Raw genomic sequence first — 25449 nt, 5'->3', positions numbered from 1 at the left:
CGCTCACTTTTCGAAGCGCTCGACCCCGTTTTCAGTGCCCAGCAGCAGCACGTCCGCGCCACGGGCAGCGAACAGACCATTGGTGACCACGCCGACAATGGCATTAAGTCGCGCTTCCATGGCTACCGGGTCACTGATCATGAACTCGTAGCAGTCGAGAATCTGGTTACCGTTGTCGGTGACTACTCCTTCGCGGTAGACCGGGTCGGCCCCTAGCTTGACGATCTCGCGAGCCACATAGGAGCGGGCCATGGGAATCACTTCCACCGGCAGAGGGAACCCTCCCAAGGTGGTGACTCGTTTCGAGGCATCGGCGATACAGATGAATCGCTCGGCACAAGCGGCAACGATCTTTTCGCGGGTCAGTGCCGCCCCCCCGCCCTTGATCATGTGCAGTTGTGGATCTATCTCGTCGGCACCGTCGATATAGAATGGCACTGTGCCGACGCTGTTGAGTTCGAAGACTTCGATGCCATGTTCGCGCAGGCGCTCGGCGGTGGTCTCGGAACTGGCTACGGCGCCCATGAAGTCATGGCGCAAGGTGGCCAGGCGGTCAATGAACCGGTTGGCGGTAGAGCCGGTGCCGACTCCCAGGATGGTGTCGCGATCGAGCCGGGGGCGGATCTCGTCTATGGCGGCGGCGGCAACGGCATCCTTGAGTTCGTCTTGGGTCATGACAGGGTCCTGGTTGTGGTCGGTGAACATCGGGTGCTCATTATAGATCAGGGGCATCGATCTGTAGACGATGCGACGTCCGGAGAACGGCGACAGCGCTGGACGAAGTCGCTGCCGGTCTGTTATCAATAGTGGTTTTGTCAACTTTTGGTTGATATGCCAACCTGTCGTTGCGCGCACGGCTTGCCCGTGCCCTGCCTTGGAACATCAGAATGCTCGAAGATACCGTCAAGAAGATACTCCAGGCCCGGGTCTATGATGCGGCCCGGGAAACGCCGATTTCACCGGCATCCTTTCTGTCTCGGCGGCTCAACAACCGAATTCTGATCAAGCGCGAGGATCTGCAGCCGGTCTACTCGTTCAAGATACGCGGCGCCTACAACAAGATGACGCAATTGACCGCTGAGCAGAAGGCCAAGGGCGTCATCGCCGCCTCGGCTGGCAACCATGCTCAAGGGCTGGCCATGGCAGCCAAGCTGATGGGGGTCAAGGCTGTTATCGTCATGCCGCGCATTACGCCAGAGATCAAGGTCCAGGCGGTGCGTGCCCGGGGCGCCAAGGTGGTGCTCAAGGGTGATGCTTTCTCCGCCGCGGTGGCGCATGCTCAGGAATTGATCGCCGAGCACGGCTATACCTACATACCCCCTTTCGATGACATCGATGTGATCGCCGGCCAGGGCACCATCGGCGTCGAAATCCTGCGCCAGCACAGTGGACGCCTGGATGCCGTCTTCGTGCCAGTCGGCGGTGGTGGTCTGATCGCGGGGGTGGCCGCCTATATCAAGTACCTGCGACCGGATATCAAGGTGATCGGCGTCGAGGCCGAGGACAGCGCCTGTTTCAAGGCCGCGCTCGAGGCTGGCAAGCGAGTGATCCTCGATCAGGTCGGGGTGTTCGCCGAAGGCGTCGCCGTGGCGCAGATCGGTGAAGTGCCGTTCGCCATTGCCCGCGGTCTTGTGGATGACGTGATCACCGTCAACACCGATGAGATGTGTGCCGCGGTCAAGGACATCTTCGAGGATACCCGGGCGGTATCGGAAACCTCCGGGGCACTATCGCTGGCCGGGTTGAAAAAGTACATTCAGCAGACCGGTGCCCAGGGCGAAACCCTGATGTGCATCAATTCGGGAGCCAACACCAATTTCGACCGCTTGCAACACATCGCCGAGCGTACCGAGTTGGGCGAACAACGCGAAGCGATCTTGGCGGTCACCATCCCCGAGCGTCCGGGCAGCTTCAAGAAGTTCTGCAAGACCATCGGCAAGCGTATGGTCACTGAGTTCAATTACCGTTATGCCGATCCCGAACAGGCACATATCTTCGTTGGTGTTCAGGTCAAACCGGGTGGAGAGGATCGGCAAGCGGTCATCGACAAGCTGCGTGAAGGCGAATATCCGGTAGAGGATCTTACCGACAATGAACTGGCCAAGTTGCATATCCGTCATCTTGGCGGCGGTCGTCCCAAGCAGTTCTTTGACGAAGAAGTCTATCGTTTCGAGTTCCCTGAACGCCCCGGGGCCCTGATGAACTTTCTGACCCATCTGCCGGCCGACTGGAACATCTCACTGTTCCACTATCGCAACCATGGCGCGGCTTATGGTCGTGTGCTGGTGGGCATGCAGGTGCCTAATGGCGATCGCACCCATGTCGAGGAGTATTTCGACAAGATCGGCTATCGCTACTGGAAGGAATCGGATAATCCGGCCTATAGGCTATTCATGGCTTAAGGAAGAGCGGAGTGAATGATTACGCGCCTTGTGCTTGATGCCGCTGGTCGACTCCTTCAGAACTTTCTAGGGCCCATTCTTACGGAGTAAGTACAAACTTACTCCGTAGGCAGGTTGTGCCAAGCGTTTCATTATGTAACAGACGGCTGTATGATATTGTCATTCAATCGACTTAGGCCTATAGTCGGGCGAGTCGCCAGAGGGCGACACTTACCGCTATCGATAACAACGAGCTCTACGGAGTCAGGCAATGAAACGCAAGCCCGATCTGGTCATGGCACTGGTGTTGGTTTTCGGCATTGGTGTGGTGGCAACCGGCTATGCACAAGCCCTGGTGGGTAGCTAGTCTCGAATAAACAAATCGCAGGGCGCCATGACACGTCAGTGTCATGACCAGAACCTCCTCAACACCGGCGAATGAGCGATCATTCGCCGGTTTTATATGATCGGCCAGCCTTTCGTGGTCGAATAGTGCCGGTGTCACTGACGATGGCATCCAAGGGAACGTCCCAGGAAGCGGTGGGCAGTGCACGGACCTGCTGGATCTCGTGGGCTACCCCGATCAGATGAGGGCGAGGTCCTGAACCGCGAGTGAAGGCAAAACTACGATCATAGAAACCACCTCCCATGCCCAGTCGCCTGCCTGCGTCATCGAATCCCACCAGTGGCAGCAATACCAGGTCGAGAGCCCATGCCGGTAGCCGTCGGGCACGATGCGCGCCATGGCGGGTGTCGGGCTCGCTGATGCCGAAGCGATTGCGCACCATGGGGGTTGAGACCTGATAGTGTACGAACCACAAGCGATTATGGGTCAGGGGCTGCAATACCGGTAGATAGACTCGTGCACCGCGGCGCCGGCACCAGGCGATAAGTGGTGTGATATCGATTTCGCCGTCGTTGGGCAGATAGAGAGCAATGCGACGTGCACGCCGGACTTCCGGTAATTGGCGCAAGCGGCGGCATAGCTTCAGGGAAGCTTCGCGCTGCCGGGTGGCACTGAGTGTCCGTCTGCGTTTGCGCAAGGCACGGCGTAGTGCCTGACGTCGTGCCATCTCGGGCATGTCCGCCCATTCGGCGGGTATGTCGAAAGGAATGGAATCAGGCATGGTCCGTCGCGGTAGGTGAAGAGTTCCCCAGAGTGCCGCTGTCGTTCTGGCCCTTGAACCCATTGGTTCAAGGTGGGTGGCCGCAGACAGACCGTCAGGCTTTCCGTCGCACGGACATGCACACGGGTCTGTCTAGCATTTGGCCCCCTGGGTACTGCGCATAGGCTCGAGGGACGATAACGACTGGCGCACACTCCAGGGAACAGGGGTATCGTAACAGAGCGGGCCGGCTGGCCAAAGCGCCGATTGTCAGCGTGACGAAGCATCGTTGCCCAAGGCTCTCTCGAGGCGCTCGTTCAAGCGCGCCAAGGTGGCTTCGCTTTCCTTGCGTTCTTCCAGAACCTGCAGCAGCTCATGGGTGATATTGAGCGCCGCCATGATGGCAATCTTTTCGGCTCCTAGCACCTTGCCGCGAGCGTGGATACCATGCATGGCGCGATCGAGATAACGAGCGGCTCGGTTGAGCTGTTCCTGTTCGTCCGGGGGGCAGGCGATGACATAACTACGCCCCAATAACGTGATTTCGGTAGTCGTCGGTCGTGAGTCGTCGGTCATGACGGGCTCCTGGCGGGCCATGAGGCTTTCCTTTGCATGACCCCTGGCGTTGAGCGAAGCGCTGCACGAGCGGGCGATGCTCGCCGACGCTTCTCCCAACGCCTAGAATGTCGGGGTATCGATTCACTATACGAGGGCCGTTCACGAGCGGTCAACGCACTCGATGTCCGCCATGCCCAGAGCAGGGGTGGAAGCTGCGCAAGATGAGCGTCCATTACCGGGCGTCGGGTACATCCATCGAATCCATGGAAAGCTGCATGTCTTTGATCAACGAGCGTCTTGATTTTTCCACTATCGCCGATGTCTTTCTGGTGCATGGCAGCCTGCAATCTCCGGCTTTTCTCGACGGCCGTCTCACCGCCGAGTTGGCATTGAGGGATATCGGTGCCGAGGCTTGGCTGGAGGAGGTCTGCGCCGCATTGGGTGTCGAACAACCCCGGGATCCAGCCAGCGCCGAAGCTCTGCTCGGCTGGCGCCGTCAAAACTTGGAGGCTTTGGGAGCAGCCGAACTGAATTACGAGCCACTGCTGCCCGACGAGTTGTTTTCACTGACCGAGCGTGCGCGGGGGTTGCAAGAGTGGACCCTGGGGTTTCTCGAAGTGTTGGCGGAAGTCGATGCGGACATCCGTCAGGCTTGGTCGTCCAATCTACGTGAAGCCGTGGAGGATCTCGAAGCCTTGGCGGCGATCGATGTTGAACTCGACGATAGCAGTGACAACGAGAATGATCTGTTTGCCCTGACGGAACACGTGCGGATGGCTGCCATGCTGCTCTACACCGAACAACACCCTGGCCAACCCCAGGTCGAACAACCACCGGAGTAAGGAGTCCCGATGTCCCGTGACATCCTGCCACGTCCTGAACCAATCGCGCTGGACGAGTACCGTGCGCGACGCCAGGCATTGATGGCTGCCCTGCCCCCTGACAGTGCTGTATTGCTGCCATCCGCATCGCTGGTGACGCGCAGTCGCGATAGCGACCACCCTTTCCGCCAGAACAGCGATTTCCACTACCTGACCGGTTTTCCTGAGCCGGACGCCCTACTGCTGTTGTTGCCGGGGCGCGAAGGCGGTGAATCGGTACTGTTCTGCCAGGGCAAAGACCCGGCCCTCGAAGCCTGGACCGGGATTCGTCTAGGGGCAGCCGGTGCCATGAAAGAATATGACATCGACGAGGCATTCGAGAATGCCCAGCGAGACGAGCGATTGAGCGGATTGCTGGATGGTCGGCAGTCGCTGTATCTGCCTCTCGATGATGAGGCGGCTATGGCATTGGCCCAACAAGTGCGCAGTGAGCTGATGGGCAAGCAGCGACGCGGTGCCATGGCCCCCACCCGCTTCGTCGATGTCTGTGCTTTCATTCATGAACAGCGTCTGATCAAGAGCGAGGCCGAACTGACCTTGATGCGTCATGCTGGCGAGATCTCGGCGCGTGCTCACTGCCGTGCCATGCAGGCCGTGCGCCCGATGCTGCACGAGTATCACCTGCAAGCTGAGTTGGAGCATGAATTCCTGTGGCACGGAGCCAGTGGGCCCGCCTATGCCAGTATCGTTGGTAGTGGCGCCAATGCCTGCGTGCTGCACTACATCGAAAATCGCGACCTGCTGCGAGATGGCGAACTGGTATTGATCGATGCTGGTGCCGAGTTCGACCTCTATGCCGGTGACATTACCCGCACCTTCCCCATCAATGGTCGTTTCAGCGCCACCCAGCGAGCGGTATACGAAGTCGTGCTGGCCGCCCAGGAACGCGCCATCGCGGCTGTCACTCCCGGTGCCACGTTGGCCGAGCTCCATGATGGCGTGGTACGCGACCTGACTCACGGGCTTATCGAACTGGGTTTGCTGGAGGGGGATGTGGAGAACTGTATCTCGGAAGAGAGCTATCGACGCTTTTATCTGCACTCCACCTCTCACTGGCTGGGGCTGGACGTACACGACGTTGGGAGCTATCGCCACGGTGGCGAACCTCGGCGCTTGGCTCCCGGTATGGTGTTGACCGTGGAGCCTGGGCTGTACATTCCTGACGAGGATGATATTCCCGAGGCGTTACGTGGGATCGGTATCCGTATCGAGGACGATGTTGCCGTTACCGTTGGGGGGCATGAGGTACTGTCGCAAGGAGTACCCAAGAGCGTTGAGGATATCGAGGCCTTGATGCGCAAGAATTGATCACCCGAGAAGCGAACGAACCGTCATTACGTAAAATACGTAATTTCAGGCATGGTAATATCGAAGGCCTCGAACCGAAGGCCACCGATAGCAAGGATGGAAATCAATGCAGTCACGACGGGTGGATATTGCCATCATCGGTGGTGGGCTCGTGGGGGCCAGTCTGGGTGCCGCTTTGGCGCCAACGATCGCGCGCCGTGGCCTCGAAGTGGCGGTGATCGAGGCCGCGCCATTGCTGACGAATCCTGACTCAGATGGTTACCAACCCAGCTTCGATGCCCGGGCCAGCGCCATCGCCCAAGGCTCACGGCAACACTTCGAACGCTTGGATGTATGGGGGTCGATGGCCCAGGAGGCAGAGCCTATCCATCGCATCCATGTCAGCGAACGTGGGCGGCTTGGCGTCACTCGACTCTCCGCCGCCGAGCTGCATACGGAGGCCTTGGGCTACGTGATCCCCAATGCCTGGATGGGGCATGTACTGCACGAACGGCTCGCTGCCCTACCCTTGCGCTGGCACTGTCCCGCCAAGGTGGAGGATATCACCGCTGTGCCTGGCGGATATCGCCTTCGGCTTTCCGATGACAGTCTGCTGGAGGCCGGGTTGACGGTGCTGGCCGATGGAGGCCGTTCGGGGCTCAAGGAGCGCTTGGGGATTGCCAGCCGCGAAACCCCTTATGCTCAGGTCGCTCTGATCGCCAACCTGGAAGTCAGTCGCCCCCACCATGGAATGGCTTACGAACGCTTCACCGATGAGGGGCCGATTGCCTTGCTGCCGTTGACCGGCAATCGTATGGCGCTGATCTGGACCCATCGCATCGGTGACGAGCAGCCACGGCTAGCGCTCGGCGATGGTGATTTTCTACGCGAGTTGCAGCAAGCCTTTGGGGACCGAGCAGGGCGCTTCCGGCGAGTCGGGGCGCGCCACGCCTATCCCTTGTCGTTGGTAACTGCCGAAGAGACGACGCGTCCGGGATTGGCGGTATTGGGGAATGCTGCTCATGCCTTGCATCCCGTGGCAGGCCAAGGGTTCAACCTGGCGCTACGGGGCGTGATGGATCTGGTGGCGGCCCTGGAAGCGGGACTGGTACACGGACACCCTCCCGGCAGTATGGTCACGCTTGGAGACTTCGAGCGCCGCCGCGAGGCTGATCGCCACAACGTGATTCGCTTCAGCGACGGCCTGATCCGACTGTTCGGCATTGACCATCGATTACTGTCACATGCCCGAGCCGCAGGATTGGTGGGGTTGAATTTGATCGGGCCATTGCGCAGAACATTGGCCAGGCGCGCCATGGGCCTCGAACGCTAGGCGACTTTTACACCGAGCTCTTCAGGAGACCTTTTGCCTGGCAAATCGACCACAGCCCGGCAAAGGCTTTCAGTGATTACGTAATGTGTGGCGCGATGGTTATGAGATATCTGGACTCGTACCCGATGATGTCGATTCGTCGATTTAGCGGAGCGAAGGCGTAAGAGCGTTCGGCGTGCGACAATGCAGCAAACGACAAAGCAGCAGCAACGGGACAGTCGAAAGGAGGCGGCATGCAGGCCGAGGTGATCGTCGTGGGCGGTGGCATGGTAGGAGCGACATTGGCCGCCTTGTTGGGAGAGGCCGGCGTGGCAGTGCACGTGCTGGATGCCAGACCTCACGCCGTGGACCAGGACACCGGCCGCGGACATCCGGCTTTGCGTGTCAGTGCCGTGACGGAGGTTTCGCGCCGTCTGTTCGAGCACCTGGGGGTTTGGTCGAACATGGCAGCCATGCGCGTAACGCCCTATGTCGGCATGCAAGTGTGGGATAGCCAGGGAAGTGGAGAAATCCGTTTCGCTGCCGAGCAGGCGGGGGTACCGACGCTTGGGCATATTGTCGAAAATGATGTCATCCTGGCGGCGCTGGAAACCAGGCTGGCTGACCTTCCTTCAGTGGAGCAGGTATTCGGTGCGCGTGTTGCCGAGCTGCAAGGCAATAGTGATAGTCAACGACTGACGCTCGCCGATGGTCGCACCTTTACCGCACCATTGGTGGTGGCGGCCGATGGCGCCAACTCCCGAGTGCGTGAGCTGGCCAGTATCGAGGCCGAGCCACGCGATACCGGACACTGCGCAGTGGTGACTACCGTTCGAGTGACGCATTCTCATGCTGGCGTGGCTCGCCAGGTCTTTCTGCCCACTGGGCCGCTGGCCTTTCTGCCACTGACAGTGGATGGCGAAGATCGCTATTGCTCGATCGTATGGTCGACCTCTCCCGCTGAAACCGAGCGCCTGACCGGTTTGACACGCGAAGCCTTGGGAGTCGAACTCGAGCATGCTTTCGAGCGACGCTTGGGGAGCGTCGAGGTCATCGACAAGGCGGTTGGCTTTCCTCTGGCCCAGCGTCACGCGACGAATTATGTGGCACCTGGGTTAGCACTGATCGGTGATGCGGCCCACAGTATTCATCCATTGGCCGGTCAAGGGGTCAACTTGGGGCTGATGGATGCAGCAGTGCTGGCTGAAGAGTTGGTGAGTGCTCGCTTGCGTGGTGGTCGCCAAGGGGATGTGCGCGTTCTTTCGCGCTATGCACGGCGCCGACGTGGCGATAACGCCACTATGCTGGCGTTGATGGATGGATTCCGCTTGCTATTCGGTGCTCGCCATCCAGCGTGGCAGTTGGCGCGCAATCTGGGATTGTCTGGGGTCGATCGTCTGACACCACTCAAAAGAGTATTGATACGACAGGCCATTGGAGAGCGAGGGCGACTGCCCGCTTCCTGTCGCTAAGCTGTCTTGCCATCGCCCGACGCACTGGCGTCGGGCGACATCCCGCAGGTCATCCGTTGGCAGCATTCCTCTGCCCCAGGACATTCAATGCCTTGAGCAGGTTCAACGCCTCACCAAGCTGGTAATCCTCACGCAGACGCTCGGAGCCTTCTTGTTGCATGCGTTTCTCGCCGTTGCCTTGCAGGTGACCTTCCAGATCGGCTTCCCGCAATTGCTCGCTGCTCTCGGCGACTTCCAGGCGTCCACGTACCACTTCCACGTCGGGTTCAATACCTTGCGCCTGGATCGAGCGACCGTTGGGCGTGTAGTAAAGCGCCGTGGTCAGCTTGAGCCCATCGCCATTGCCCAGAGGCATGACCTGTTGTACCGATCCCTTGCCGAAGCTGTCGGTGCCCATCACCACGGCGCGCCGTTGATCCTGCAGAGCGCCGGCGACGATCTCAGCCGCTGAGGCGCTTCCACCGTTGATCAACACCACCATCGGAACGTCCGAAGCGGGAGTATCGGCACTGGCGGAGAAACTCATATCGCTGTCGGGGAGACGCCCTTCGGTATATACGATCAGGCCACTGTCGAGGAAGACATCGGCCACTGCCACGGCTGACTGCAGCACGCCGCCGGGATTGTTGCGCAGGTCGAGAACCAAGCCTTCGAGCGGTGCCTCGCTTTCCAGGCTGGCAATGGCGCTGCGCACCTGTTCGCCGGTGCGACTTTGAAACTGACTGACGCGAAGATAGCCGTAGCGTGGTTCGAGCAGTTCGCTTCTGACGCTTTCCGTGCGAATGATCTCGCGCGTCAAGGTGACCGTGCGCGGCGCTTGTTCACCGCTGCGCAGGATGGTGATTTCCACCTCAGTGCCGGGCTCACCGCGCATCAGTGTGACCGCCTCCTGGAGCGATAGGCGGTCGGTGGATTTGCCATCGACACGCAGAATGACATCCCGTGATTGCAGGCCAGCACGCTGTGCGGGCGTGTCGTCGATGGGTGAAATCACCGTGAGCTGACCATCTTCCATGCCGACTTCGATGCCGATGCCGCCGAACTGGCCCTCGGTGGACTCTTTCAGGCTCTCGAACTCCTCGCGGCCGAGATAAGCCGAATGTGGATCGAGCTCGCCCAGCATGCCGCGCATGGCGTTGCGCAGTAGCGTACTGTCGTCGACTTCCTCGACGTAGGCGCGCTTGATGCGCTCGAACACCTCGACGAAGGTCTGGACATCTTCTACCGGCAGCTCATCGTCGGGCGGTGGGGTCTGGGCCTGGACGGGTAAGGCCAGCAGCGCCACCGGCAGCAGCCGGGCCAGGAAATACTTGATAGGGGTGACGGACATGCGGACTCCGGTCGGAAAAGCACGGATACGGAAGATTCAGCATAGCCGTTGGGACAGTCGATAATCCATAGCTTGCTGAATCGCGGTCATCATGGATCAGCGGCTTACGATCCAGCGTTGGGGGTCGATGGGGTCGCCGTTACGCCGAACCTCGAAGTAGAGTGCCGGGGTGTCACGTCCCCCACTGGCGCCCACCACGGCAATCGTTTCTCCTTTTTCCACGGCAGCGCCGACACTCACGATGAAGTGCTGCAAGTGAGCATGCAGCGTCATGATGCCGTCACCGTGGTCGATGATCAGCAGGTTGCCGAAGCCGCGCATCCAGTCGGCGAACACCACGCGACCGGCGTGCACGGCTTTGACCGGACTGCCTTCGGCGGCATTGATTACCATACCATTGCGGTTGACACCCTCGCCGCGACCAAAAGTCGAGCTCACTGGTCCCTGTACCGGCCAGGGTAGATCGCCTTGGGTACGCTCGATGGCGGTAGAGGGTGGCGGACGCTCGAGACGAGCCAATTCCTCTTGTATCTGGCGCAGGATCCGCTCGGCATGGGCGCGGTCCTGGTTGAGATCTTCCAAACGCGCTTGCTCGCTGGCGTAACGGGACTCGAGATCAGCGACCAGGCGTTGACGTTCAGCCATCTGTTCAGCCAACTCGCTGCTGCGGCGCTGCAGTTCTTCGGCCAGGGCATCCAAGCGTGAGGCGTGCTGGTCCAAGGCCGCACGATTGACAGCCAAGCGTTCGTCGAGCCGAGCCAGCTCGTCCAGGCGCGCATTACGTGCTCGCGAGAGGTGGTTGAGGTAGGTTTGTAGGCGATCCAGACGTGCCGGATCGTCCTGATTGAGCAATAACTTGAGCTGTGGGGTCAGGCCCAGGCGATAAAGGGCCTCGAGTTGGCCTTCGAGCGCCTCGACCTGGTCTCGGCGCTCCTCCTCGAGTGACCGGCGAGCCTGTTCCAACCGATAGACTTCATCGTCGAGCTGACGCCGTTCGGCGTGTAGCTCGTCCAGTCGACGGTGTGTGGCAGCCAGCGAGGTCTCCACCTCACGCAGTGCCTCTTGAGCATCGTCGCGAGCACCACGAGTCACGTCCAGGCGTTTCGACAGCGCCTCGATTTCGCTACCAATGGTATCGAGGCGCGCACGCGCTTCCCGCTCGTTGGGCTGGGCTGCCAGAGGCGGTGCCGTCATCAGCAGACACAGCGCGATTCCTAGCCACAGCCGCTTACTCAAGAGGTTGCTCCAGACACTTGCTCACTGTCGTCTCAGGGCTCACTGGAAGTCGATCAGCACCTGGCCGGTCATTTCCTGCGGCACCGCTTCGCCCATCATGGTCAGCAGGGTCGGCGCGATATCGCACAGGCGTCCATCGTCGCGCAACGTGGCCGCCCGTTTACTGACATAGATCAGCGGCACTTCACAGGTCGTATGGGCTGTCTGGGGGGCACCGGTCTCGGGGTTGACCATCTGCTCGGCGTTGCCGTGGTCAGCGGTGATCAGGCATTCGCCACCAGCGCGTTCGATGGCTTCCACCACTCGCCCCACGCATTCATCGACAGCTTCGATGGCCTTGACGGCTGCGTCGAACTTACCGGTGTGGCCGACCATATCGCCATTGGCGTAGTTGCACACGATCAAGTCGTACTTACCGGAATCGATCGCCGCCACCAACTTGTCGGTGACCTCGACGGCGCTCATCTCGGGCTTCTCGTCGTAGGTCCTGACCTCCTTTGGCGAGGGGATCAGTTCGCGGGTCTCGCCTTTGAACTCCGCTTCGCGACCGCCTGAGAAGAAAAAGGTCACGTGGGCGTATTTCTCGGTTTCGGCGATGCGTAGCTGGGTCTTGCCACGCTTTTCCATGACTTCGCCGATCGTATTGTGCAGGTCTTCCGGCGGAAACGCGGCGGGGGTCGGGATGTCGGCGGCGTACTGAGTCAGCATCACCAGGCCATCGGCAGCCAGCCGTGGGCGCGCCTGGCGCGCGAAGCCAGAGAAATCGTTCTCGGCGAAAGCGCGGGTCAGCTCGCGGGCACGGTCGGCACGGAAGTTCATGAAAATGGCAGCGTCGCCATCCTCCATGGTCACCGGTTGGCCATCGGGACGCACGCTGGTGGCGGCAACGAACTCGTCAGTTTCGTCACGCTCGTAGGCGGCGGCGAGTCCTGCCACGGCAGTGCCAGCCACGTGTTCGCCCTCACCCTGGGTGACCAGGCGATAGGCCTTCTCCACGCGGTCCCAGCGATTGTCGCGGTCCATAGCGTAGTAACGGCCGATCAGCGAGGCGACGAAGCCGTTGCCTTCACCGACCAGTTCGGCGAGCTTGGCATCGGTGCGCTCAATCGACGCTCGGGCGCTCTTGGGCGCGGTGTCGCGACCGTCGAGAAAGCCATGCACATAGATACGCTTGGCCCCTCGCTGGGCCGCCAGCTCAGCCATGGCCAGAATGTGGTCCTCATGGCTGTGCACGCCGCCGGGTGACAGCAGTCCCAGTAGGTGCACGGCCTTGTTCGCGGCCACGGCGGCGTCGATAGGTGCCGTCAGCACCTCGTTGGAGGCAAGCTCGCCATCCTCGATCGCTTTAGTGATGCGAGTGAAGTCCTGGTAGACGATGCGACCGGCCCCCAGGTTCATGTGTCCGACCTCCGAGTTGCCCATCTGGCCATCAGGCAAGCCGACATACTTGCCGTCGGTATGGATCAGATCGCTGGGATATTCGCGTTTCAGGCGGTCCATCACCGGCGTACGGGCGGCGGCAATGGCGTTGGACTCGGTGTCTTCGTTATGGCCGTAGCCATCGAGAATGATCAACGCCACCGGACGGGGGGCGGTGCTTTGGGCATCGGACATGCTGTTTGGCCTCGTTGTTAAGCGTCGACAAGGGCCGGTCCCCAGAGAAATATGGGAACCGGGGTCGCGACTCACGGCTCGTTGCGGCATCATATCGCACAGCAGCACCCAGCGTCAGCCGGGCATTGAGTCCGTACATTCGAGTTCAACGGATCGGCCGGACGCCCCAGGGCCAGTGGTGTATACTGTGCGCCGCCCGAAGCAACCGTGGTTCATGCCCGAGTCCAGGGGTGGTCCCGCAGTTGCCCTAATGTGGAGTTTACCAACGAGAGTTATCCGGACCCATGATCGATCAGTTGTTCGAATTCGTACTGAACCACCCGCTGCTGGTGGGGGCCTTCCTGTTGGTACTGGCCGCTTGGATCGCCTATGAAGTGATGACCGGCACGCGCAGTGGCGTATCCTCGGGTGAGGCGACGCAACTGATCAATCGTGAAGATGCCGTGGTCGTCGACATTCGCGATGCCAATGACTTCAAGGCCGGGCATATTGCCGGTGCCCGTAACATTCCCCAGAGTCGTCTCGACGCTCGCCTGAACGAACTGGAGAAGCACAAGGACAAGCCGCTGATCGTGGTTTGCAAGCATGGTCAGGCCTCGGGCATCGCCTTGGGTAAGCTCACCAAGGCCGGTTTCGAGCGCGTGTTCAAGCTCAAGGGCGGCATGACTCAGTGGCAGGCGGATGGTTTGCCGTTGGTCAAGAAATGATCGCGCCAGACATTCATTCCCTACAAGGTTTCAAGGATCTACAGCATGGCGGAAGACAACAACCAGAGCGCAGGTAGTAATACTCAAGGAACGGCCTCGGACCAGCAGAAGCCGCAACTGCAGTTCGCCCTGCAGCGTATCTACGTCAAGGACATTTCCTTCGAGTCGCCGAACGCACCGCAGGTGTTTCAACAGCCGTTCAAGCCCAAGGTCGGCCTCGACCTGAACACCACCAGCAATCAGGTTGGCGATGGCCTTTACGAAGTGGTGGTCAAGGTCACGGCTCAGGTGTCGCACAGCGAGACCGGTAACACTTCCTTCCTGGTCGAGGTCGAGCAGGCAGGCATGTTCCGCATTTCCGGCATCGAGGGTGAGCAACTCGAGCACACCCTGGGGGCTTTTTGTCCCAACGTGCTGTTCCCCTATGCTCGCGAGTGCATCGACAACCTGGTCAACCGTGGCGGTTTCCCGCCGCTGATGCTGGCGCCGGTCAACTTCGAGGCCATGTACGCCCAGAAGAAGCAGCGCGAGGCGCAGGGCGTTGGTACGACTCAGTAGATGGGTACTAGCCAGTAAATTGCCACTAGCCAGTAAGCGAGGCGCAGCGCACCGATGAGTGCTCCGCGTATTCATGTCGCCGCCGACTTTGCCGTCGGCGGCGACCTCGTTCTACCCGAAGGCGCGGCACGCCACGTCGCCTTGGTGCTGCGCTTACGTGAAGGTGCTGAACTGACCCTGTTCGACGGCCGTGGACAGGAAGCTCGGGCTGTATTGATCGAGACTGGTCGCAAACGCGTGACGGTGCGCATTGACGCGACCGGCCCCGGGATGGCCGAATCCTCGCTAGCCGTGCACTTGGGACAGGCGGTATCCAAGGGCGACCGCATGGACTATGCCATTCAAAAGGCGGTGGAGCTGGGTGTCGCCGAAATCACCCCGCTGTATACCGAACATGGCGACGTGCGCCTCAAGGGCGAGCGCGAAGCGAAGAAACTGGCCCATTGGCAAGCAGTGGCGGCTAGCGCTTGTGAGCAGTGCGGCCGCGCCGTCGTCCCACCCATACATCCCCCCGTGATGCTCACCGACTGGCTCGCCGTACGTGATGAGCCGCTGCGCCTGGTGTTACACCCCACCACTGAAGGCGGCCTCGAACGGCACGCTTCGCCTTCCTCGGCTGCCCTGCTGATCGGCCCTGAAGGTGGCCTGTCCTCACAGGAAGTCACTGCCGCCTTGGCATCGAGCTTTGCTCCCCTCACCCTCGGCCCGCGTATCTTACGCACCGAAACCGCCCCCGTGGTGGCCTTGACGCTGCTGCAGTATCACTTCGGTGATCTGGGGTAACCGCCCCGTCTCAGGCCTTCGCGGCATTCACATTGCCTCGAGAAATTCCTTCCACGGTGTCGCAAGCAGCGTTTCCGTGCTGCCGTGGCCATACGAGCGAATGATCATGGCCGCCCGTTCCACTTCCTTGGGGTCATCGCTCTCTACTAAATCGATGACGTCGAATTGTCCCAGCGTGGCGTAGCTGTCTTTCCAATCGACACTTGGGCAGCGCTCTTTGATCTTTGCCTTTACGGTCTCTGCAATCGTCTTTAATTCGGCGGGGTCTGATACCGCCGTTGGTTCCAGGCGAGTAAGTATCAGATACATAGCCATGACGAGTATCTCCCATTTCCTCGGTTCATGCGCTTGATGGGCATTAACCTTGTTGGACCAGGATGGAATTTAGCCTCCGTGCGCGGTATTGATGCTTGTCCATGAGACAAGCATAGATGTTCCATTGGGCAATGGGGTTGAGTCCTTCTGGACGAAGGGCCGATCATCGAGCAGGATGGGCAGCATGTCGACCATGCGGCCATGGCCGTGAAACTCCACCTCGATACCGAATTCTGCTCAATGACGATTGCACCATCATCTTCTGACAAGCCTCGTATTCTTGATGGCAAACGCACAGCGAACGCCATCACCGCTGAAGTGCGTGAGGCCGTCGAACGCGAAGGGCTCACCCCAGGACTAGCGGTGGTACTGGTTGGCGACGATCCGGCCAGCCAAGTCTATGTGCGCAACAAGGGACGGCGCGCCAAGGCGTGCGGCTTTCTCTCTCGCCAGTACGACCTACCGGCCACGACAACCCAAGCCGAACTTCTGGCGTTGGTCGAGTCGCTCAATGGCGATTCCAAGATCCACGGCATTCTGGTGCAGTTGCCGCTGCCGGCGCAGATCGATGCCGATTGCGTGATCCAAGCCATTGCGCCCGACAAGGATGTCGACGGGTTCCACTACGTCAACGTGGGCCGTCTGGTCACCGGTGCCATCGGCGCCGCACTACTGCCGTGCACACCCAAGGGGGTCATGCACCTGATCGAGCAGGCGTTGGGGCCTGACCTCAGCGGTAAGCGAGCGGTGGTCATCGGCCGCTCCAATATCGTCGGCAAGCCAATGGCCAGTCTGTTGCTGGCGCACAACGCTACCGTGACCGTCATTCACAGCCGCACACCATCACCGGCAGAGATCTGTCGCCAGGCAGACATCGTAGTCGCCGCGGTGGGCGTGCCCGGCTTGGTCACTGCTGAATGGGTCAAACCTGGCGCGGTGGTAATCGATGTCGGTATCAATCGCGTCGAGGATGATGACGGCTCGGCGCAACTAGTGGGAGATGTCGATTTCGAAGTGGTCGCGCCGCTGGCTTCGGCCATCACCCCCGTACCGGGCGGCGTCGGCCCAATGACCATCGCCATGCTGATGCACAACACCCTGCAGGCGGCGAGACGTCAAGTGGCGGTATCCACCTGATCGCGCCATCTACAGGGTCTTGGACGAAATGCACGGCATTGACGTAAGGCTTTGCGAAGATCGCTCTTCGGATGCCATCATATCCGCCCCTTAGCGATAGCAGACAACCACCATGAGTCGGTCTCCCAGAGAGCGTTCCTCCGCCCGTCGTCACTCCGCCGATCACCCACCCTTGGTGTGCCCCGGCCAGGTGGCTTACCTCCAGGTGGTGACGGTCAACGATACCGGTGCTTTCCTTGACTGGGGGCAACCCAAGGATTTGTTGCTGCCTTATGGCGAGCAGCGCTTTCGGCCCGAGCCCGGTAAGCGGGTGCTGGTCATGGTCTACGAAGACGATCGTGGCCGCCCGGTGGCATCACAGCGGCTAGACCGCTTCATTACGGACGAAGCTAGCGGCCTGGCTCCGGGAGACGAGGTCGAACTGATGATTGCCGATCGCACCGACTTGGGCGTCAAGGCGGTGGTTGACCATCGTTTCTGGGGGCTGCTCTATCACGATGACCTGCCCCAGGCGCCGCGTCGTGGGCAGCGCTTGACCGGCTACGTGAAACGCGTGCGCGACGATGGTCGGTTGGACTTGTCGCTGTTGCCGCCCGGTACGGCCAGGCTAGACATGGTGGGTGACAAGATTCTCGAGCTGCTGCGCCGCCATCATGGCTATCTGGCGCTTTCCGACAAGAGCCCGGCATCGGAGATCAAGGCACGTCTAGGCGTGAGCAAGAATGCCTTCAAGCAGGCCATTGGGCGGCTCTACAAGAAGCGCCTGATCGTCATAGAGAGCGAGGGAATCCGGCTGCTGGCGGAGCAAGAGGACTGAGCCTCTACCTTGGTCTTCTCCTTCTCCCTGCGGCATACTGCGCTCATTACTCCCCTTTCGTGGAAGGCTGCCTGAAATGAGTCAACGCGCTCTCAAGGTCGGCGTGGTCATGGATACCATCGCCAATATCACCTACAAGAAGGACACCACCCTGGCCATGCTGTGGGCGGCCCAGGAGCGTGGTTGGTCGCTGTACTATTTGGAGCAGGAAGACCTGTTTCTGCACAATGGCCGCGCTTGGGGGCGGATGTGCGAACTCGAGGCATTCCGCGACCCTGAGCACTGGTATGCCCTGGGCGAGCCGGAAAGTCGACCACTGGCCGAGTTGGATGTGATCCTGATGCGCAAGGATCCCCCGGTGGATAGCCACTTCCTCAATGCCGTGCATCTACTGGGCTTCGCCGAACGCGAAGGCGTGCTGGTGGTCAACCCCACCCGTGCTCTGCTCGAATGCAACGAGAAACTCTTCGCCCAGCAGTTCCCACAGTGTTGCACACCGACCTTGGTGTCTTGCAGCGATAAGGTATTGCGTGCCTTCCATGCCGAGCATGGCGATGTGATCTACAAGCCGCTGGATGGCATGGGCGGCACCGGCGTGTTCCATGTGCGCCCCGAGGGTCGCAATCTGGGCGCGATCATCGAAATGCTTACCGAGCGCGGCAAGCGTCAGATCATGGCGCAGCGTTATATCCCCGAGATCACCGATGGCGACCGCCCCCCGTTTTCTGCTGATCGAGGGGGAGCCGGTACCTTATGGCTTGGCACGCTTGCCGATGGCCGGTGAAACGCGCGGCAATCTGGCTGCCGGTGGACGTGGCGTCAGCCGTGAGCTGACCGAACGCGATCATTGGCTGATCGAGCAGGTCAAGCCGATGATCCAGGAGAAAGGCCTGATGTTCGTCGGTCTCGATGTGATCGGTGACTACATCACCGAGATCAACGTTACCAGCCCCACCTGTGTACGCGAGATCGACGATCAGCGTGGTACCGATATCGCGGGCATGCTGATGAATGCCATCGCCCGTCGTCGGGCATTGGCCTAGGGGTGGGGCGTCGCCATGGCGCTGACAGCCACCGATCCGGTATATCATTCGGCGGTTACCCGACCCTACCGTCACTGGCTGGCCTGGGTGGCATCACTGCTGCTGCATGTGGCTGTACTCGGAGCGGTGGCCAGCTGGACGCTGGCACCTGAGACCCCACCAGTACGGTACTCCAGTATCGATGTGACTCTGGTCACTCAGCCGTCGGTGGCGGCGGAAGCCGTCGAGGCCAGTGCCGAGGCGAATCAGCAGGCCAGTGACGATGAGGTTGGCAAACCGTCTGAGCGTGAGATGACTCCCGAGACGCCGGATGTGACGGTGCCCGATGAGGCGATCGAGCAGGCTGCCAAGCCCGAGCCTGCCGAGTCGACTTCGCCGAGCCCCGCAGCAAGCGTGCCGAAGCCAGCCAACTCATCATCGTCGCCGCCATCGGAGCCAATATCCCGAACCAACGAATCGTCCTCTTCACCTTCTACCACGTCCCCGCCTGCGAACGGCCGTGACCTACTGGCGCAGGCTACCGCCAGTGTGCGTCAGCAAGGCTTCGATGCCAGCCATATGGGGGCGGGGAACGAGAGCCCCGAGCAACAGGCAGCCAAGGCGCGCTATATCGATGCCTGGACGCGACGGGTCGAGGAATACGGTAATCGCTTCCATCCGGCACCGGCGCATATTGCCGGCCAATTGCGAATTCGTGTGGTGATTGACCACGAGGGTCAGTTACTTCAGGTGGAAGTGGTACAATCGTCGGGACATTCCGAACTCGATCAGGCGGCACTGGATACCGTGCAAGGTGCAGCGCCTTACCGGCCCTTCGATCGCGGTATGGCCGGTTTGGAACGTCTGACCATCACACGTGTCTGGCGCTTCGGTAACGGCAACAATTTCGGCGTGCGATAGGGTGATCGACCCTGCCGCCCAGGAGGCCCATGCAAAGCTTGAAGAATCATTTTCTGCTGGCGATGCCTCATCTCGAGGATTCCAACTTTGCCGGTAGCCTGAGCTATCTGTGCGACCACGATGACAACGGCACCATGGGCGTGATCGTCAATCGTCCGCTCGACCTCACACTGGATGCCTTGTTCGAACAGCTCGATCTGGGTGGCGATGACAGCCCGCACCGCGATGCCCTGGTCTATTACGGTGGTCCGGTGCACAAGGATCGTGGCTTCATTCTACATCGCGGCAGTTGCCAGCCCTGGGACTCGAGCATCCAGGTGGCTGACGATATCGCATTGACCACTTCAATGGACATGCTCAAGGCACTCGCCGCTGGCGAGGGGCCGAAGGATTTCCTGGTTTGTTTGGGGTGTGCCGGCTGGGAGGCTGGTCAGCTCGAGCACGAGCTCAAGGAAAATTCCTGGCTGACGGTGGAAGGACGTGCCGATATTCTGTTTGACGTACCACCCGAGCAACGGCTGAGTGCAGCCGCCGGTATCCTGGGGGTCGATCTTAATCTGATGAGTCGCGATGCAGGTCACTCTTGATGGCAACGGCAGGACAACGGCTGATCCTGGCCTTCGACTTCGGCGTACGACGCATCGGGGTCGCGGTGGGCAACGAGATACTTGGCCAGGCCACGGTACTGGAGCCGTTACCGGCACGTGATGGTATTCCCGACTGGAACGAGATGACGCGCTTGGTCGATGAGTGGCACCCCGATCTGTTCGTGGTCGGCCTGCCGCTGAACATGGATGGCAGCGAATCCGAGATGAGTACGCGGGCGCGCAAGTTCGGCAAGCGCCTATATGGTCGCTACGGCAAGCCGTGTGAGATGGTCGACGAGCGCGGCTCGACCCGCGAGGCCAAGGCCATCGCTCGAGAGCAGGGCCATCGTGGCAACTATCGCGAGGAAGGGGTCGACGGCATTGCCGCACAGTTGATTCTGGAGAGCTTCTTCGCACTCAGGGAAGGGCTGCCGCCCCGCGCATGAGTGGCTTAAGGCGGCAGTGTGAACCCGCGTATGGTTACGCGATGCTCATGGGGCTTACAGCGTACTTATGACCAAAGTCTCCTATCGTGATGCAGGTATACTTCTCGATGAAGAAGGCCAGTGTCGAGAGGCTTGAGAAGTGCTCCTCGAAACGTTCTTCGGCTTCTCCTCGTGCCCTGACGACGCTGGCGCGATACCGTTCCCCCACCTTGGACACGTTAACGATGGCCTGTCTGTCCTGTTCCTGCTTCTCCATGACCAGTTCCTGCTGCTGGGAAAGCAGTTCACCCAGCACCCGGCCGCCTTCGATCTCCTCGGGCGTGGCCCATAGCTCCTGATCGCGATCGCCATACTGATGCAGAATGAAGATCACCAGTGCGGAAAAGACGGCACTAATCAGCATCCAGGTAATGTCCACCGAAGAGAGTGAAGCCGTGAAGGTCGCTACCAGTTGCAGAACGATACCGGCACCCAGGGCATAGGCGAGTTGCCGCCATATACGTGGATTGAGAAAGCCTTTGTCAAGGATGTAGCCCCATAGTCCGATCACCGTCAGGGCGCCAATTGCCACCTGTATCAGCGACATGGGAGAGCCGGCCCCGATCAGCAATGCGATGGCGCCCAGCAGGACAAGCAAACTGTAGAAGATACCTAGCAGGATATAGGCTCGATTCAGATTCATTGGCGCAACACCTCCCTTCACGACTGGCAGTCGGTTGGATCGTTGACTCGAAATCGATACGGGTTGACGCAATATGGGCCAAGGGTGGGCAGCCCTTCCCGCTCGCGGCAGTCTGGCATATCCCGACCTACCGCGCAGCCATCCAAAAGTCTAGGTTCTGTTGGGCAAAGCCTTGTCCTGTGCTGGCTGTCAGCCGGGTTGACCATCGTCGACGCCAATTTTCTTCGGCACGAACCAGCGTACCTCGCGCAGGTCCTTTTCGATCAGTTCCTCTACCTTCAGCAAGGTGGCGAAGATCGCCATGCGCATGGGGATGCCATTATCGGTCTGGCGGAAGATTGCCAGACGGGGGTCGCCGTTGAGGTCGACGTCGAGATCGTTGGCACCGGGGCGGCTATCACGAGGCAGTGGGTGCATGACGATGGTGGTGGCGTTGCAGCGCGATTCAAGGAAGGCGCGATTGACACTGAAATCCTGGGAAATGCCGTTGAAGCTCTCGCTCATCTCGTCGGTGAAGCGTTCTTTCTGGATGCGTGTGGTATAGATCACATCCAGATCCGAGAAGTCATTGGCCAGGCTTTCTCGCTGCTCGACACGGTGGCCTCGGGAGGTAACCAGGTCGATCAAATGGCTGGGCATTTCCAGTCCCGGCGGCGATACCAGGGTGATACGCATGGGGTCGTAGAGCGACAGCAGCTTGATCAACGAATGCACAGTACGCCCGTACTTGAGATCCCCGGTCAGAAGTAGGTGGGCGCCGACAAGCGACTTGCCGAGCCGGGCAAATTCCTTGTCGATAGTGTAGAGATCGAGCAGTGCCTGGCTGGGGTGTTCACCAGGGCCATCGCCACCGTTGATCACCGGCACATGGGTGGCAGCGGCGAACTCCGCCACCGACCCCTGTTCCGGATGGCGCATCACGATGGCGTCGACATAGCCGCTCATCACTCGGCTGGTATCGTAGAGCGACTCGCCCTTGGCCATCGACGAGAAGGTGAAGCCGGTGGTGTCGCAGACACTGCCGCCCAGCCGGCAGAAGGCGGCATTGAAGCTGACCCGGGTGCGCGTGCTGGCCTCGAAGAACAGGTTGCCGAGTACCGCGCCTTCCAGCACCCGCGTGATCTTGCGCCTCTGGGCGATTGGCTCCATGCGGGAAGCGACGCGCAGCAGGTGATCGACCTGGTCACGGGATAGGGAATCGACGGACAACAGATGGGGACTCATCGCAGGCCTCGGCATGGTGATAGGAAATGGTCGCTAGTGTAACGCCATTTCCGCACACTTCACGAGAGTACGCCAACCACTTCGCTTGTTGCCAGAAGCGAAGTCCTTCTATCTTCACAGGCAAGTATCCACGGCAAGAGGTGCCTTATGAAAATGGTGCCTGGCGTCCGCAGTGAAGCAAGGAGGGATGGTACATGGTCGAGCATAAGCAACCTCCCCAAGAACAGCATAAGCAACCTGGCGACGAGCACCGTATGCGCCCGGAGCCAGAGTTCATTCGTGAAAGCTATCGTGGTACCGGCAAGCTAGAGGACAGAGTGGCGATCATCACCGGTGGTGACAGTGGTATCGGTCGCGCCGTAGCCTTGCACTATGCCCGCGAGGGTGCCGACAGCGTGCTCGTCTATCTTGACGAGGAACGCGATGCCGAGGACAGCCGAGCGCTGGTCGAGGCGGAGGGTCGACGTTGCCTACTGATCAAAGGGGATGTCGGTAAACCAGCTTTCTGCCGCGAGATCGTCGACACGACGCTGGAGACCTTTGGCAAGCTTAATATCCTGGTCAACAACGCTGCCGAGCAGTACGACTGGGATGACGTGACCCAGATCCCTGACGACCAGCTCGAACGTACTTTTCAGACCAACATCTTCAGCCATTTCTATATGGCCAAGGCGGCCCTGCCGCACATGGACGAAGGCGATACCATCATCTCCACATCGTCGATCAATGCCTTCAAGGGGCATGGCTCGCTGATTGACTATACCTCCACCAAAGGCGCTATCCAGGGGCTGGTACGTTCGCTGGCCACTTCATTGGTGGAGAGGGGGATTCGCGTCAATGCCGTAGCACCGGGCCCGGTATGGACGCCGCTGATCCCGGCTAGCTTTCCCGCGGAGAAAGTCGAGTCCTTTGGCGAGCAGGTGCCGATGGGCAGGGCCGGCCAGCCTAGTGAGATGGGGCCGGCCTACGTTTATCTGGCCAGCGATGACTCTTCCTACATGACCGGCCAGACCCTGCATCTCAATGGAGGGGTGGTGCTCAATACCTGACGGAGGGCGCGGCTCAGCCTTGCTTCGCCGCTTCCTCATGTCGCGGCACGTAGCCGCCGAGCTGGATGGTGATCTCGCGTGCTGCACGACTGACCAAGCCGCCGAGTTCAGCCAGGCGCGATTCGGGGATCCGCGCTACCGGGCCGGACACCGAAATCGCTGCTAATGGGTGGCCCTGTTCGTCGTGGATCGAGGCCGCCACGCAATGTAGCCCCACGGCGTGTTCCTCGCGGTCGCAGGCGTAGCCCTGACGGCGAATTTCGGCCAGCCCCTCGCGCAGGCGTGCCGGGGTGTCGATGGTATTGTCGGTGACGCGCGACAGGCCGCGTGCCTGGAGGATACGTTCGACCTCCTTGTCCGGCAGCCATGCCAGCAGCGCCTTGCCGACCCCGGAAGCGTGCATTGGGGCACGCGAGCCGAGCCGGGTGATCATGCGCATCATTTGCGGCGATTCACTCTGGGCCAGAAATACCGCCATACCGTCGTCACGAATGCCAAGATTTGCCGATTCACCGGTCTCTTCGGTCAAGCGGCGCAGGAAAGGTCGGGCGGTGGCCACGAAGTCGCGGGCTTCCAGAAAGGTATTGCCGATCTGGAAGGTCTTGACGCCGATCTTCCACAGGCCGAGCTCAGCATCTTGGGAAATGAACCCTTGCTTATGCAGGGCTTGTAGCAGGCGGTGGGTCGTGGATGGGGCCAGACCAACGATCTGGGCAATATCCGACAAGGCCAGGCCACCGGGTGCTGCGGCCAGTCCCTCGAGAATGTTGAGCCCGCGAACCAGCGACTGACTGTGTCCACCGCTGCTCTTGCCCGCCCCAGCGGGGCGCCCCACCGGTTTGCGTCTGGTCTCCGTCGTCACACCTTCGTCTCCGTCACGCTCATGGTGCCAACATGCGTTCGTTTGCAGCGTCATAGCATACACGCTCATGAGCGTGCTGTCGTGATGACGGAAAACACTTCCATTTTATTTGCCGGCCCGATCCTCTAGCCGCAAGCGGGCAATGCGGTTGATCTGCTCGACAGCGGTGCGGCGTTCCTCATCCGGCGAGTTGTTCAGGCGTCGTTCGAAGGCCGCCAGAATGGCATGACGATCGTTACCCTTGACCGCCATCACGAAGGGAAAGTCGAAACGTGCCTTATAGGCCTCGTTCAAGCATTCGAAACGGGCCAGTTCTTCAGGCGTGCACTGGTCGAGTCCAGCACCGGCCTGCTCTCGGGTGGAGTCATCGGTGAGATCGCCTGCCAGGGCGGCCTTGCCAGCAAGGTCGGGGTGAGCGCGGATCACTTCGAGCTGACGCTCGGCGCTGGCTGTGGCCAGCGCGTTCCCCATGGCGTCGGCAAGCCCCGCAGGGGTGTCCTGCGCAGTCGTCAGCCCCCTCTCCCAAGTCAACTCGGCGACCCAGGGAGAATGTTCGTAGATATCGCCGAAGCGTGCCACGAAGGCGTCGCGGTCCAGCGTGCGAGGTGGCGGAGTCAGTATCTTGTCGCTCATTGTGTGAGTCTCCTGGCGTGGTTCAATGTCATATAGAAAAAGGCGATACACTAACTGTATACAAAAAAACTTTGAAATGTACTCTTTTTAGAGCTAAAACTGTCTTCAAGAGGATGAGGTACAGCCTACACCATAACAATAGGAGTTCCCTATGGGACGCTTGACGACGCATGTACTGGATACCGCTCGGGGATGCCCAGGCCAGGGCATTCGGATTGAGATATTCCGTCTGGAGGACGAGCAACGCATACGCCTGGGCGAAGTCGTGACCAACGACGACGGCCGTTGTGATGCGCCGATTCTCGAGGGTGAGGCCTTCACTTGCGGTGAATATGAACTACTGTTCCATGCTGGTGAATACCTGCAGCGCCAAGGCGTGCCGGGTCGTGAACCGCGCTTCCTGGATCGCATCCCGTTGCGCTTCGGAGTGGCCGATGCCTCCGAGCATTATCATGTTCCCCTGTTGCTTTCGCCGTATAGCTATTCCACTTATCGGGGAAGTTGAGTCGCACCACTCCCGAGACGATAG

26 protein-coding genes, 1 other RNA gene and 1 pseudogene are annotated in these 25449 nt (G+C 60.2%); 16 read left to right on the top strand and 12 right to left on the bottom strand.

The window, feature by feature from the left end; translation table 11 throughout:
• Window positions 1-3 precede the first annotated feature (3 nt).
• Entirely contained in the window at window positions 4-675 is a 672-nt protein-coding gene (rpiA, locus tag L861_RS18985; RefSeq protein ID WP_027947581.1) for a ribose-5-phosphate isomerase RpiA, read from the bottom strand.
• 206 nt (window positions 676-881) lie between these two features.
• Between rpiA and ilvA the strand changes: the two genes are divergently transcribed.
• Entirely contained in the window at window positions 882-2402 is a 1521-nt protein-coding gene (gene ilvA / locus L861_RS18980) for a threonine ammonia-lyase, biosynthetic (RefSeq protein ID WP_269078965.1), read from the top strand.
• Window positions 2403-2827: 425 nt separating this feature from the next.
• Here ilvA and L861_RS18975 read toward each other — a convergent pair whose 3' ends face one another.
• The 3 genes from L861_RS18975 to L861_RS18970 form a co-directional block, all read right to left on the bottom strand.
• Window positions 2828-3463 carry a 5-formyltetrahydrofolate cyclo-ligase gene (locus L861_RS18975; RefSeq protein WP_027947580.1) on the bottom strand — a complete coding sequence of 212 codons (636 nt, stop codon included), beginning with the start codon at window positions 3461-3463 and terminating at the stop codon, window positions 2828-2830.
• 65 nt (window positions 3464-3528) lie between these two features.
• Window positions 3529-3713, bottom strand: a non-coding RNA gene (gene ssrS / locus L861_RS24300) — 6S RNA.
• Between the two features lie 44 nt (window positions 3714-3757).
• Window positions 3758-4063 carry a cell division protein ZapA gene (locus L861_RS18970; RefSeq protein WP_027947579.1) on the bottom strand — a complete coding sequence of 102 codons (306 nt, stop codon included), beginning with the start codon at window positions 4061-4063 and terminating at the stop codon, window positions 3758-3760.
• Between the two features lie 257 nt (window positions 4064-4320).
• On the opposite strand from L861_RS18970, the gene L861_RS18965 reads away from it, so the two are divergent.
• The 4 genes from L861_RS18965 to L861_RS18950 all read left to right on the top strand — a co-directional run bounded on the left by L861_RS18965 (window position 4321) and on the right by L861_RS18950 (window position 8997).
• Window positions 4321-4887: a UPF0149 family protein gene (locus L861_RS18965; RefSeq protein ID WP_016418267.1), complete on the top strand. Its 567-nt coding sequence runs from the start codon at window positions 4321-4323 to the stop codon at window positions 4885-4887.
• A 9-nt stretch (window positions 4888-4896) separates the two neighbouring features.
• Window positions 4897-6234, top strand: coding sequence for a Xaa-Pro aminopeptidase (gene pepP / locus L861_RS18960; protein ID WP_016418266.1), 1338 nt, complete (start codon window positions 4897-4899; stop codon window positions 6232-6234).
• 106 nt (window positions 6235-6340) lie between these two features.
• Window positions 6341-7546, top strand: a complete 1206-nt coding sequence (ubiH, locus tag L861_RS18955; RefSeq protein ID WP_016418265.1) for a 2-octaprenyl-6-methoxyphenyl hydroxylase — start codon at window positions 6341-6343, stop codon at window positions 7544-7546.
• A 233-nt stretch (window positions 7547-7779) separates the two neighbouring features.
• Window positions 7780-8997, top strand: a complete 1218-nt coding sequence (locus tag L861_RS18950) for a UbiH/UbiF/VisC/COQ6 family ubiquinone biosynthesis hydroxylase (RefSeq protein ID WP_016418264.1) — start codon at window positions 7780-7782, stop codon at window positions 8995-8997.
• A 49-nt stretch (window positions 8998-9046) separates the two neighbouring features.
• Here L861_RS18950 and L861_RS18945 read toward each other — a convergent pair whose 3' ends face one another.
• The 3 genes from L861_RS18945 to gpmI all read right to left on the bottom strand — a co-directional run bounded on the left by L861_RS18945 (window position 9047) and on the right by gpmI (window position 13177).
• The gene (locus L861_RS18945) at window positions 9047-10327 is read right to left on the bottom strand and encodes a S41 family peptidase (protein ID WP_016418263.1); all 1281 of its coding nucleotides are present in this window, start codon (window positions 10325-10327) and stop codon (window positions 9047-9049) included.
• 96 nt (window positions 10328-10423) lie between these two features.
• Window positions 10424-11563 carry a murein hydrolase activator EnvC family protein gene (locus L861_RS18940; protein WP_016418262.1) on the bottom strand — a complete coding sequence of 380 codons (1140 nt, stop codon included), beginning with the start codon at window positions 11561-11563 and terminating at the stop codon, window positions 10424-10426.
• A gap of 39 nt (window positions 11564-11602) precedes the next feature.
• Window positions 11603-13177 (bottom strand): 2,3-bisphosphoglycerate-independent phosphoglycerate mutase, encoded by a 1575-nt coding sequence (gene gpmI, locus L861_RS18935; protein WP_016418261.1) that lies wholly within the window; start codon window positions 13175-13177, stop codon window positions 11603-11605.
• Between the two features lie 284 nt (window positions 13178-13461).
• On the opposite strand from gpmI, the gene L861_RS18930 reads away from it, so the two are divergent.
• From L861_RS18930 to L861_RS18920, 3 genes are read left to right on the top strand one after another with little or no spacing between them, the layout of a single operon-like run.
• On the top strand, window positions 13462-13884 hold the full coding sequence (locus tag L861_RS18930; protein ID WP_016418260.1) for a rhodanese-like domain-containing protein: 423 nt from the start codon (window positions 13462-13464) through the stop codon (window positions 13882-13884).
• Window positions 13885-13929: 45 nt separating this feature from the next.
• Window positions 13930-14442: a protein-export chaperone SecB gene (secB, locus tag L861_RS18925; RefSeq protein ID WP_016418259.1), complete on the top strand. Its 513-nt coding sequence runs from the start codon at window positions 13930-13932 to the stop codon at window positions 14440-14442.
• Window positions 14443-14496: 54 nt separating this feature from the next.
• Entirely contained in the window at window positions 14497-15225 is a 729-nt protein-coding gene (locus L861_RS18920) for a 16S rRNA (uracil(1498)-N(3))-methyltransferase (RefSeq protein WP_016418258.1), read from the top strand.
• A gap of 27 nt (window positions 15226-15252) precedes the next feature.
• Here the strand turns inward: L861_RS18920 and L861_RS18915 are convergent, their stop codons facing one another.
• Window positions 15253-15540, bottom strand: coding sequence for a GYD domain-containing protein (locus L861_RS18915; RefSeq protein WP_016418257.1), 288 nt, complete (start codon window positions 15538-15540; stop codon window positions 15253-15255).
• A 201-nt stretch (window positions 15541-15741) separates the two neighbouring features.
• Here L861_RS18915 and folD point away from each other — a divergent pair, with 201 nt between their 5' ends.
• From folD to ruvX, 6 genes and pseudogenes are all read left to right on the top strand, one after another.
• Window positions 15742-16677, top strand: coding sequence for a bifunctional methylenetetrahydrofolate dehydrogenase/methenyltetrahydrofolate cyclohydrolase FolD (gene folD, locus L861_RS18910; protein WP_016418256.1), 936 nt, complete (start codon window positions 15742-15744; stop codon window positions 16675-16677).
• A 112-nt stretch (window positions 16678-16789) separates the two neighbouring features.
• Window positions 16790-17494 carry a CvfB family protein gene (locus L861_RS18905; RefSeq protein WP_027947575.1) on the top strand — a complete coding sequence of 235 codons (705 nt, stop codon included), beginning with the start codon at window positions 16790-16792 and terminating at the stop codon, window positions 17492-17494.
• A 76-nt stretch (window positions 17495-17570) separates the two neighbouring features.
• A pseudogene (gene gshB / locus L861_RS18900) lies at window positions 17571-18537 on the top strand (glutathione synthase).
• A gap of 15 nt (window positions 18538-18552) precedes the next feature.
• Window positions 18553-19437, top strand: a complete 885-nt coding sequence (locus L861_RS23740; protein WP_016418254.1) for an energy transducer TonB — start codon at window positions 18553-18555, stop codon at window positions 19435-19437.
• Between the two features lie 29 nt (window positions 19438-19466).
• A complete protein-coding gene (locus tag L861_RS18890; protein WP_016418253.1) occupies window positions 19467-20024 on the top strand; it encodes a YqgE/AlgH family protein in 558 nt (185 codons plus the stop codon).
• Window positions 20024-20470 carry a Holliday junction resolvase RuvX gene (gene ruvX, locus L861_RS18885; RefSeq protein WP_016418252.1) on the top strand — a complete coding sequence of 149 codons (447 nt, stop codon included), beginning with the start codon at window positions 20024-20026 and terminating at the stop codon, window positions 20468-20470. Before L861_RS18890 ends, ruvX begins: the two co-directional genes overlap by 1 nt.
• 34 nt (window positions 20471-20504) lie before the next feature.
• Here the strand turns inward: ruvX and L861_RS18880 are convergent, their stop codons facing one another.
• Window positions 20505-21152 carry a hypothetical protein gene (locus L861_RS18880; protein ID WP_016418251.1) on the bottom strand — a complete coding sequence of 216 codons (648 nt, stop codon included), beginning with the start codon at window positions 21150-21152 and terminating at the stop codon, window positions 20505-20507.
• 189 nt (window positions 21153-21341) lie between these two features.
• Window positions 21342-22376 carry an aspartate carbamoyltransferase gene (locus L861_RS18875; protein ID WP_016418250.1) on the bottom strand — a complete coding sequence of 345 codons (1035 nt, stop codon included), beginning with the start codon at window positions 22374-22376 and terminating at the stop codon, window positions 21342-21344.
• A gap of 194 nt (window positions 22377-22570) precedes the next feature.
• Here L861_RS18875 and L861_RS18870 point away from each other — a divergent pair, with 194 nt between their 5' ends.
• Window positions 22571-23425, top strand: coding sequence for an SDR family oxidoreductase (locus tag L861_RS18870; RefSeq protein ID WP_016418249.1), 855 nt, complete (start codon window positions 22571-22573; stop codon window positions 23423-23425).
• A 13-nt stretch (window positions 23426-23438) separates the two neighbouring features.
• On the opposite strand, the gene L861_RS18865 is transcribed toward L861_RS18870, so the two are convergent.
• On the bottom strand, window positions 23439-24287 hold the full coding sequence (locus L861_RS18865) for an IclR family transcriptional regulator domain-containing protein (protein ID WP_027947573.1): 849 nt from the start codon (window positions 24285-24287) through the stop codon (window positions 23439-23441).
• 105 nt (window positions 24288-24392) lie between these two features.
• Complete coding sequence (gene uraD, locus L861_RS18860; RefSeq protein ID WP_016418247.1) at window positions 24393-24920, bottom strand: 2-oxo-4-hydroxy-4-carboxy-5-ureidoimidazoline decarboxylase; 528 nt, start codon at window positions 24918-24920, stop codon at window positions 24393-24395.
• 151 nt (window positions 24921-25071) lie between these two features.
• On the opposite strand from uraD, the gene uraH reads away from it, so the two are divergent.
• Entirely contained in the window at window positions 25072-25425 is a 354-nt protein-coding gene (gene uraH / locus L861_RS18855) for a hydroxyisourate hydrolase (protein WP_016418246.1), read from the top strand.
• Window positions 25426-25449: the final 24 nt, after the last annotated feature.

The sequence above is a fragment of the Litchfieldella anticariensis FP35 = DSM 16096 genome, assembly GCF_000409775.1.
GTDB classification, from domain to species: Bacteria; Pseudomonadota; Gammaproteobacteria; order Pseudomonadales; family Halomonadaceae; genus Litchfieldella; species Litchfieldella anticariensis.
Note: the sequence above shows the minus strand (reverse complement) of the source record. Positions and strands in the feature narration are given on the sequence as shown.

Excerpts from the sequence above, each read along its gene's own strand:
- rpiA (WP_027947581.1), bottom strand. The coding sequence starts at position 675 with ATGACCCAAGACGAACTCAAGGATGCCGTTGCCGCCGCCGCCATAGAC.
- L861_RS18975 (WP_027947580.1), bottom strand. The coding sequence starts at position 3,463 with ATGCCCGAGATGGCACGACGTCAGGCACTACGCCGTGCCTTGCGCAAA.
- L861_RS18970 (WP_027947579.1), bottom strand. The coding sequence starts at position 4,063 with ATGACCGACGACTCACGACCGACGACTACCGAAATCACGTTATTGGGG.
- L861_RS18965 (WP_016418267.1), top strand. The coding sequence starts at position 4,321 with ATGTCTTTGATCAACGAGCGTCTTGATTTTTCCACTATCGCCGATGTC.
- pepP (WP_016418266.1), top strand. The coding sequence starts at position 4,897 with ATGTCCCGTGACATCCTGCCACGTCCTGAACCAATCGCGCTGGACGAG.
- ubiH (WP_016418265.1), top strand. The coding sequence starts at position 6,341 with ATGCAGTCACGACGGGTGGATATTGCCATCATCGGTGGTGGGCTCGTG.
- L861_RS18950 (WP_016418264.1), top strand. The coding sequence starts at position 7,780 with ATGCAGGCCGAGGTGATCGTCGTGGGCGGTGGCATGGTAGGAGCGACA.
- L861_RS18945 (WP_016418263.1), bottom strand. The coding sequence starts at position 10,327 with ATGTCCGTCACCCCTATCAAGTATTTCCTGGCCCGGCTGCTGCCGGTG.
- gpmI (WP_016418261.1), bottom strand. The coding sequence starts at position 13,177 with ATGTCCGATGCCCAAAGCACCGCCCCCCGTCCGGTGGCGTTGATCATT.
- L861_RS18930 (WP_016418260.1), top strand. The coding sequence starts at position 13,462 with ATGATCGATCAGTTGTTCGAATTCGTACTGAACCACCCGCTGCTGGTG.
- secB (WP_016418259.1), top strand. The coding sequence starts at position 13,930 with ATGGCGGAAGACAACAACCAGAGCGCAGGTAGTAATACTCAAGGAACG.
- L861_RS18920 (WP_016418258.1), top strand. The coding sequence starts at position 14,497 with ATGAGTGCTCCGCGTATTCATGTCGCCGCCGACTTTGCCGTCGGCGGC.
- L861_RS18915 (WP_016418257.1), bottom strand. The coding sequence starts at position 15,540 with ATGGCTATGTATCTGATACTTACTCGCCTGGAACCAACGGCGGTATCA.
- folD (WP_016418256.1), top strand. The coding sequence starts at position 15,742 with ATGGCCGTGAAACTCCACCTCGATACCGAATTCTGCTCAATGACGATT.
- L861_RS18905 (WP_027947575.1), top strand. The coding sequence starts at position 16,790 with ATGAGTCGGTCTCCCAGAGAGCGTTCCTCCGCCCGTCGTCACTCCGCC.
- L861_RS23740 (WP_016418254.1), top strand. The coding sequence starts at position 18,553 with ATGGCGCTGACAGCCACCGATCCGGTATATCATTCGGCGGTTACCCGA.
- L861_RS18890 (WP_016418253.1), top strand. The coding sequence starts at position 19,467 with ATGCAAAGCTTGAAGAATCATTTTCTGCTGGCGATGCCTCATCTCGAG.
- ruvX (WP_016418252.1), top strand. The coding sequence starts at position 20,024 with ATGGCAACGGCAGGACAACGGCTGATCCTGGCCTTCGACTTCGGCGTA.
- L861_RS18880 (WP_016418251.1), bottom strand. The coding sequence starts at position 21,152 with ATGAATCTGAATCGAGCCTATATCCTGCTAGGTATCTTCTACAGTTTG.
- L861_RS18875 (WP_016418250.1), bottom strand. The coding sequence starts at position 22,376 with ATGAGTCCCCATCTGTTGTCCGTCGATTCCCTATCCCGTGACCAGGTC.
- L861_RS18870 (WP_016418249.1), top strand. The coding sequence starts at position 22,571 with ATGGTCGAGCATAAGCAACCTCCCCAAGAACAGCATAAGCAACCTGGC.
- uraD (WP_016418247.1), bottom strand. The coding sequence starts at position 24,920 with ATGAGCGACAAGATACTGACTCCGCCACCTCGCACGCTGGACCGCGAC.
- uraH (WP_016418246.1), top strand. The coding sequence starts at position 25,072 with ATGGGACGCTTGACGACGCATGTACTGGATACCGCTCGGGGATGCCCA.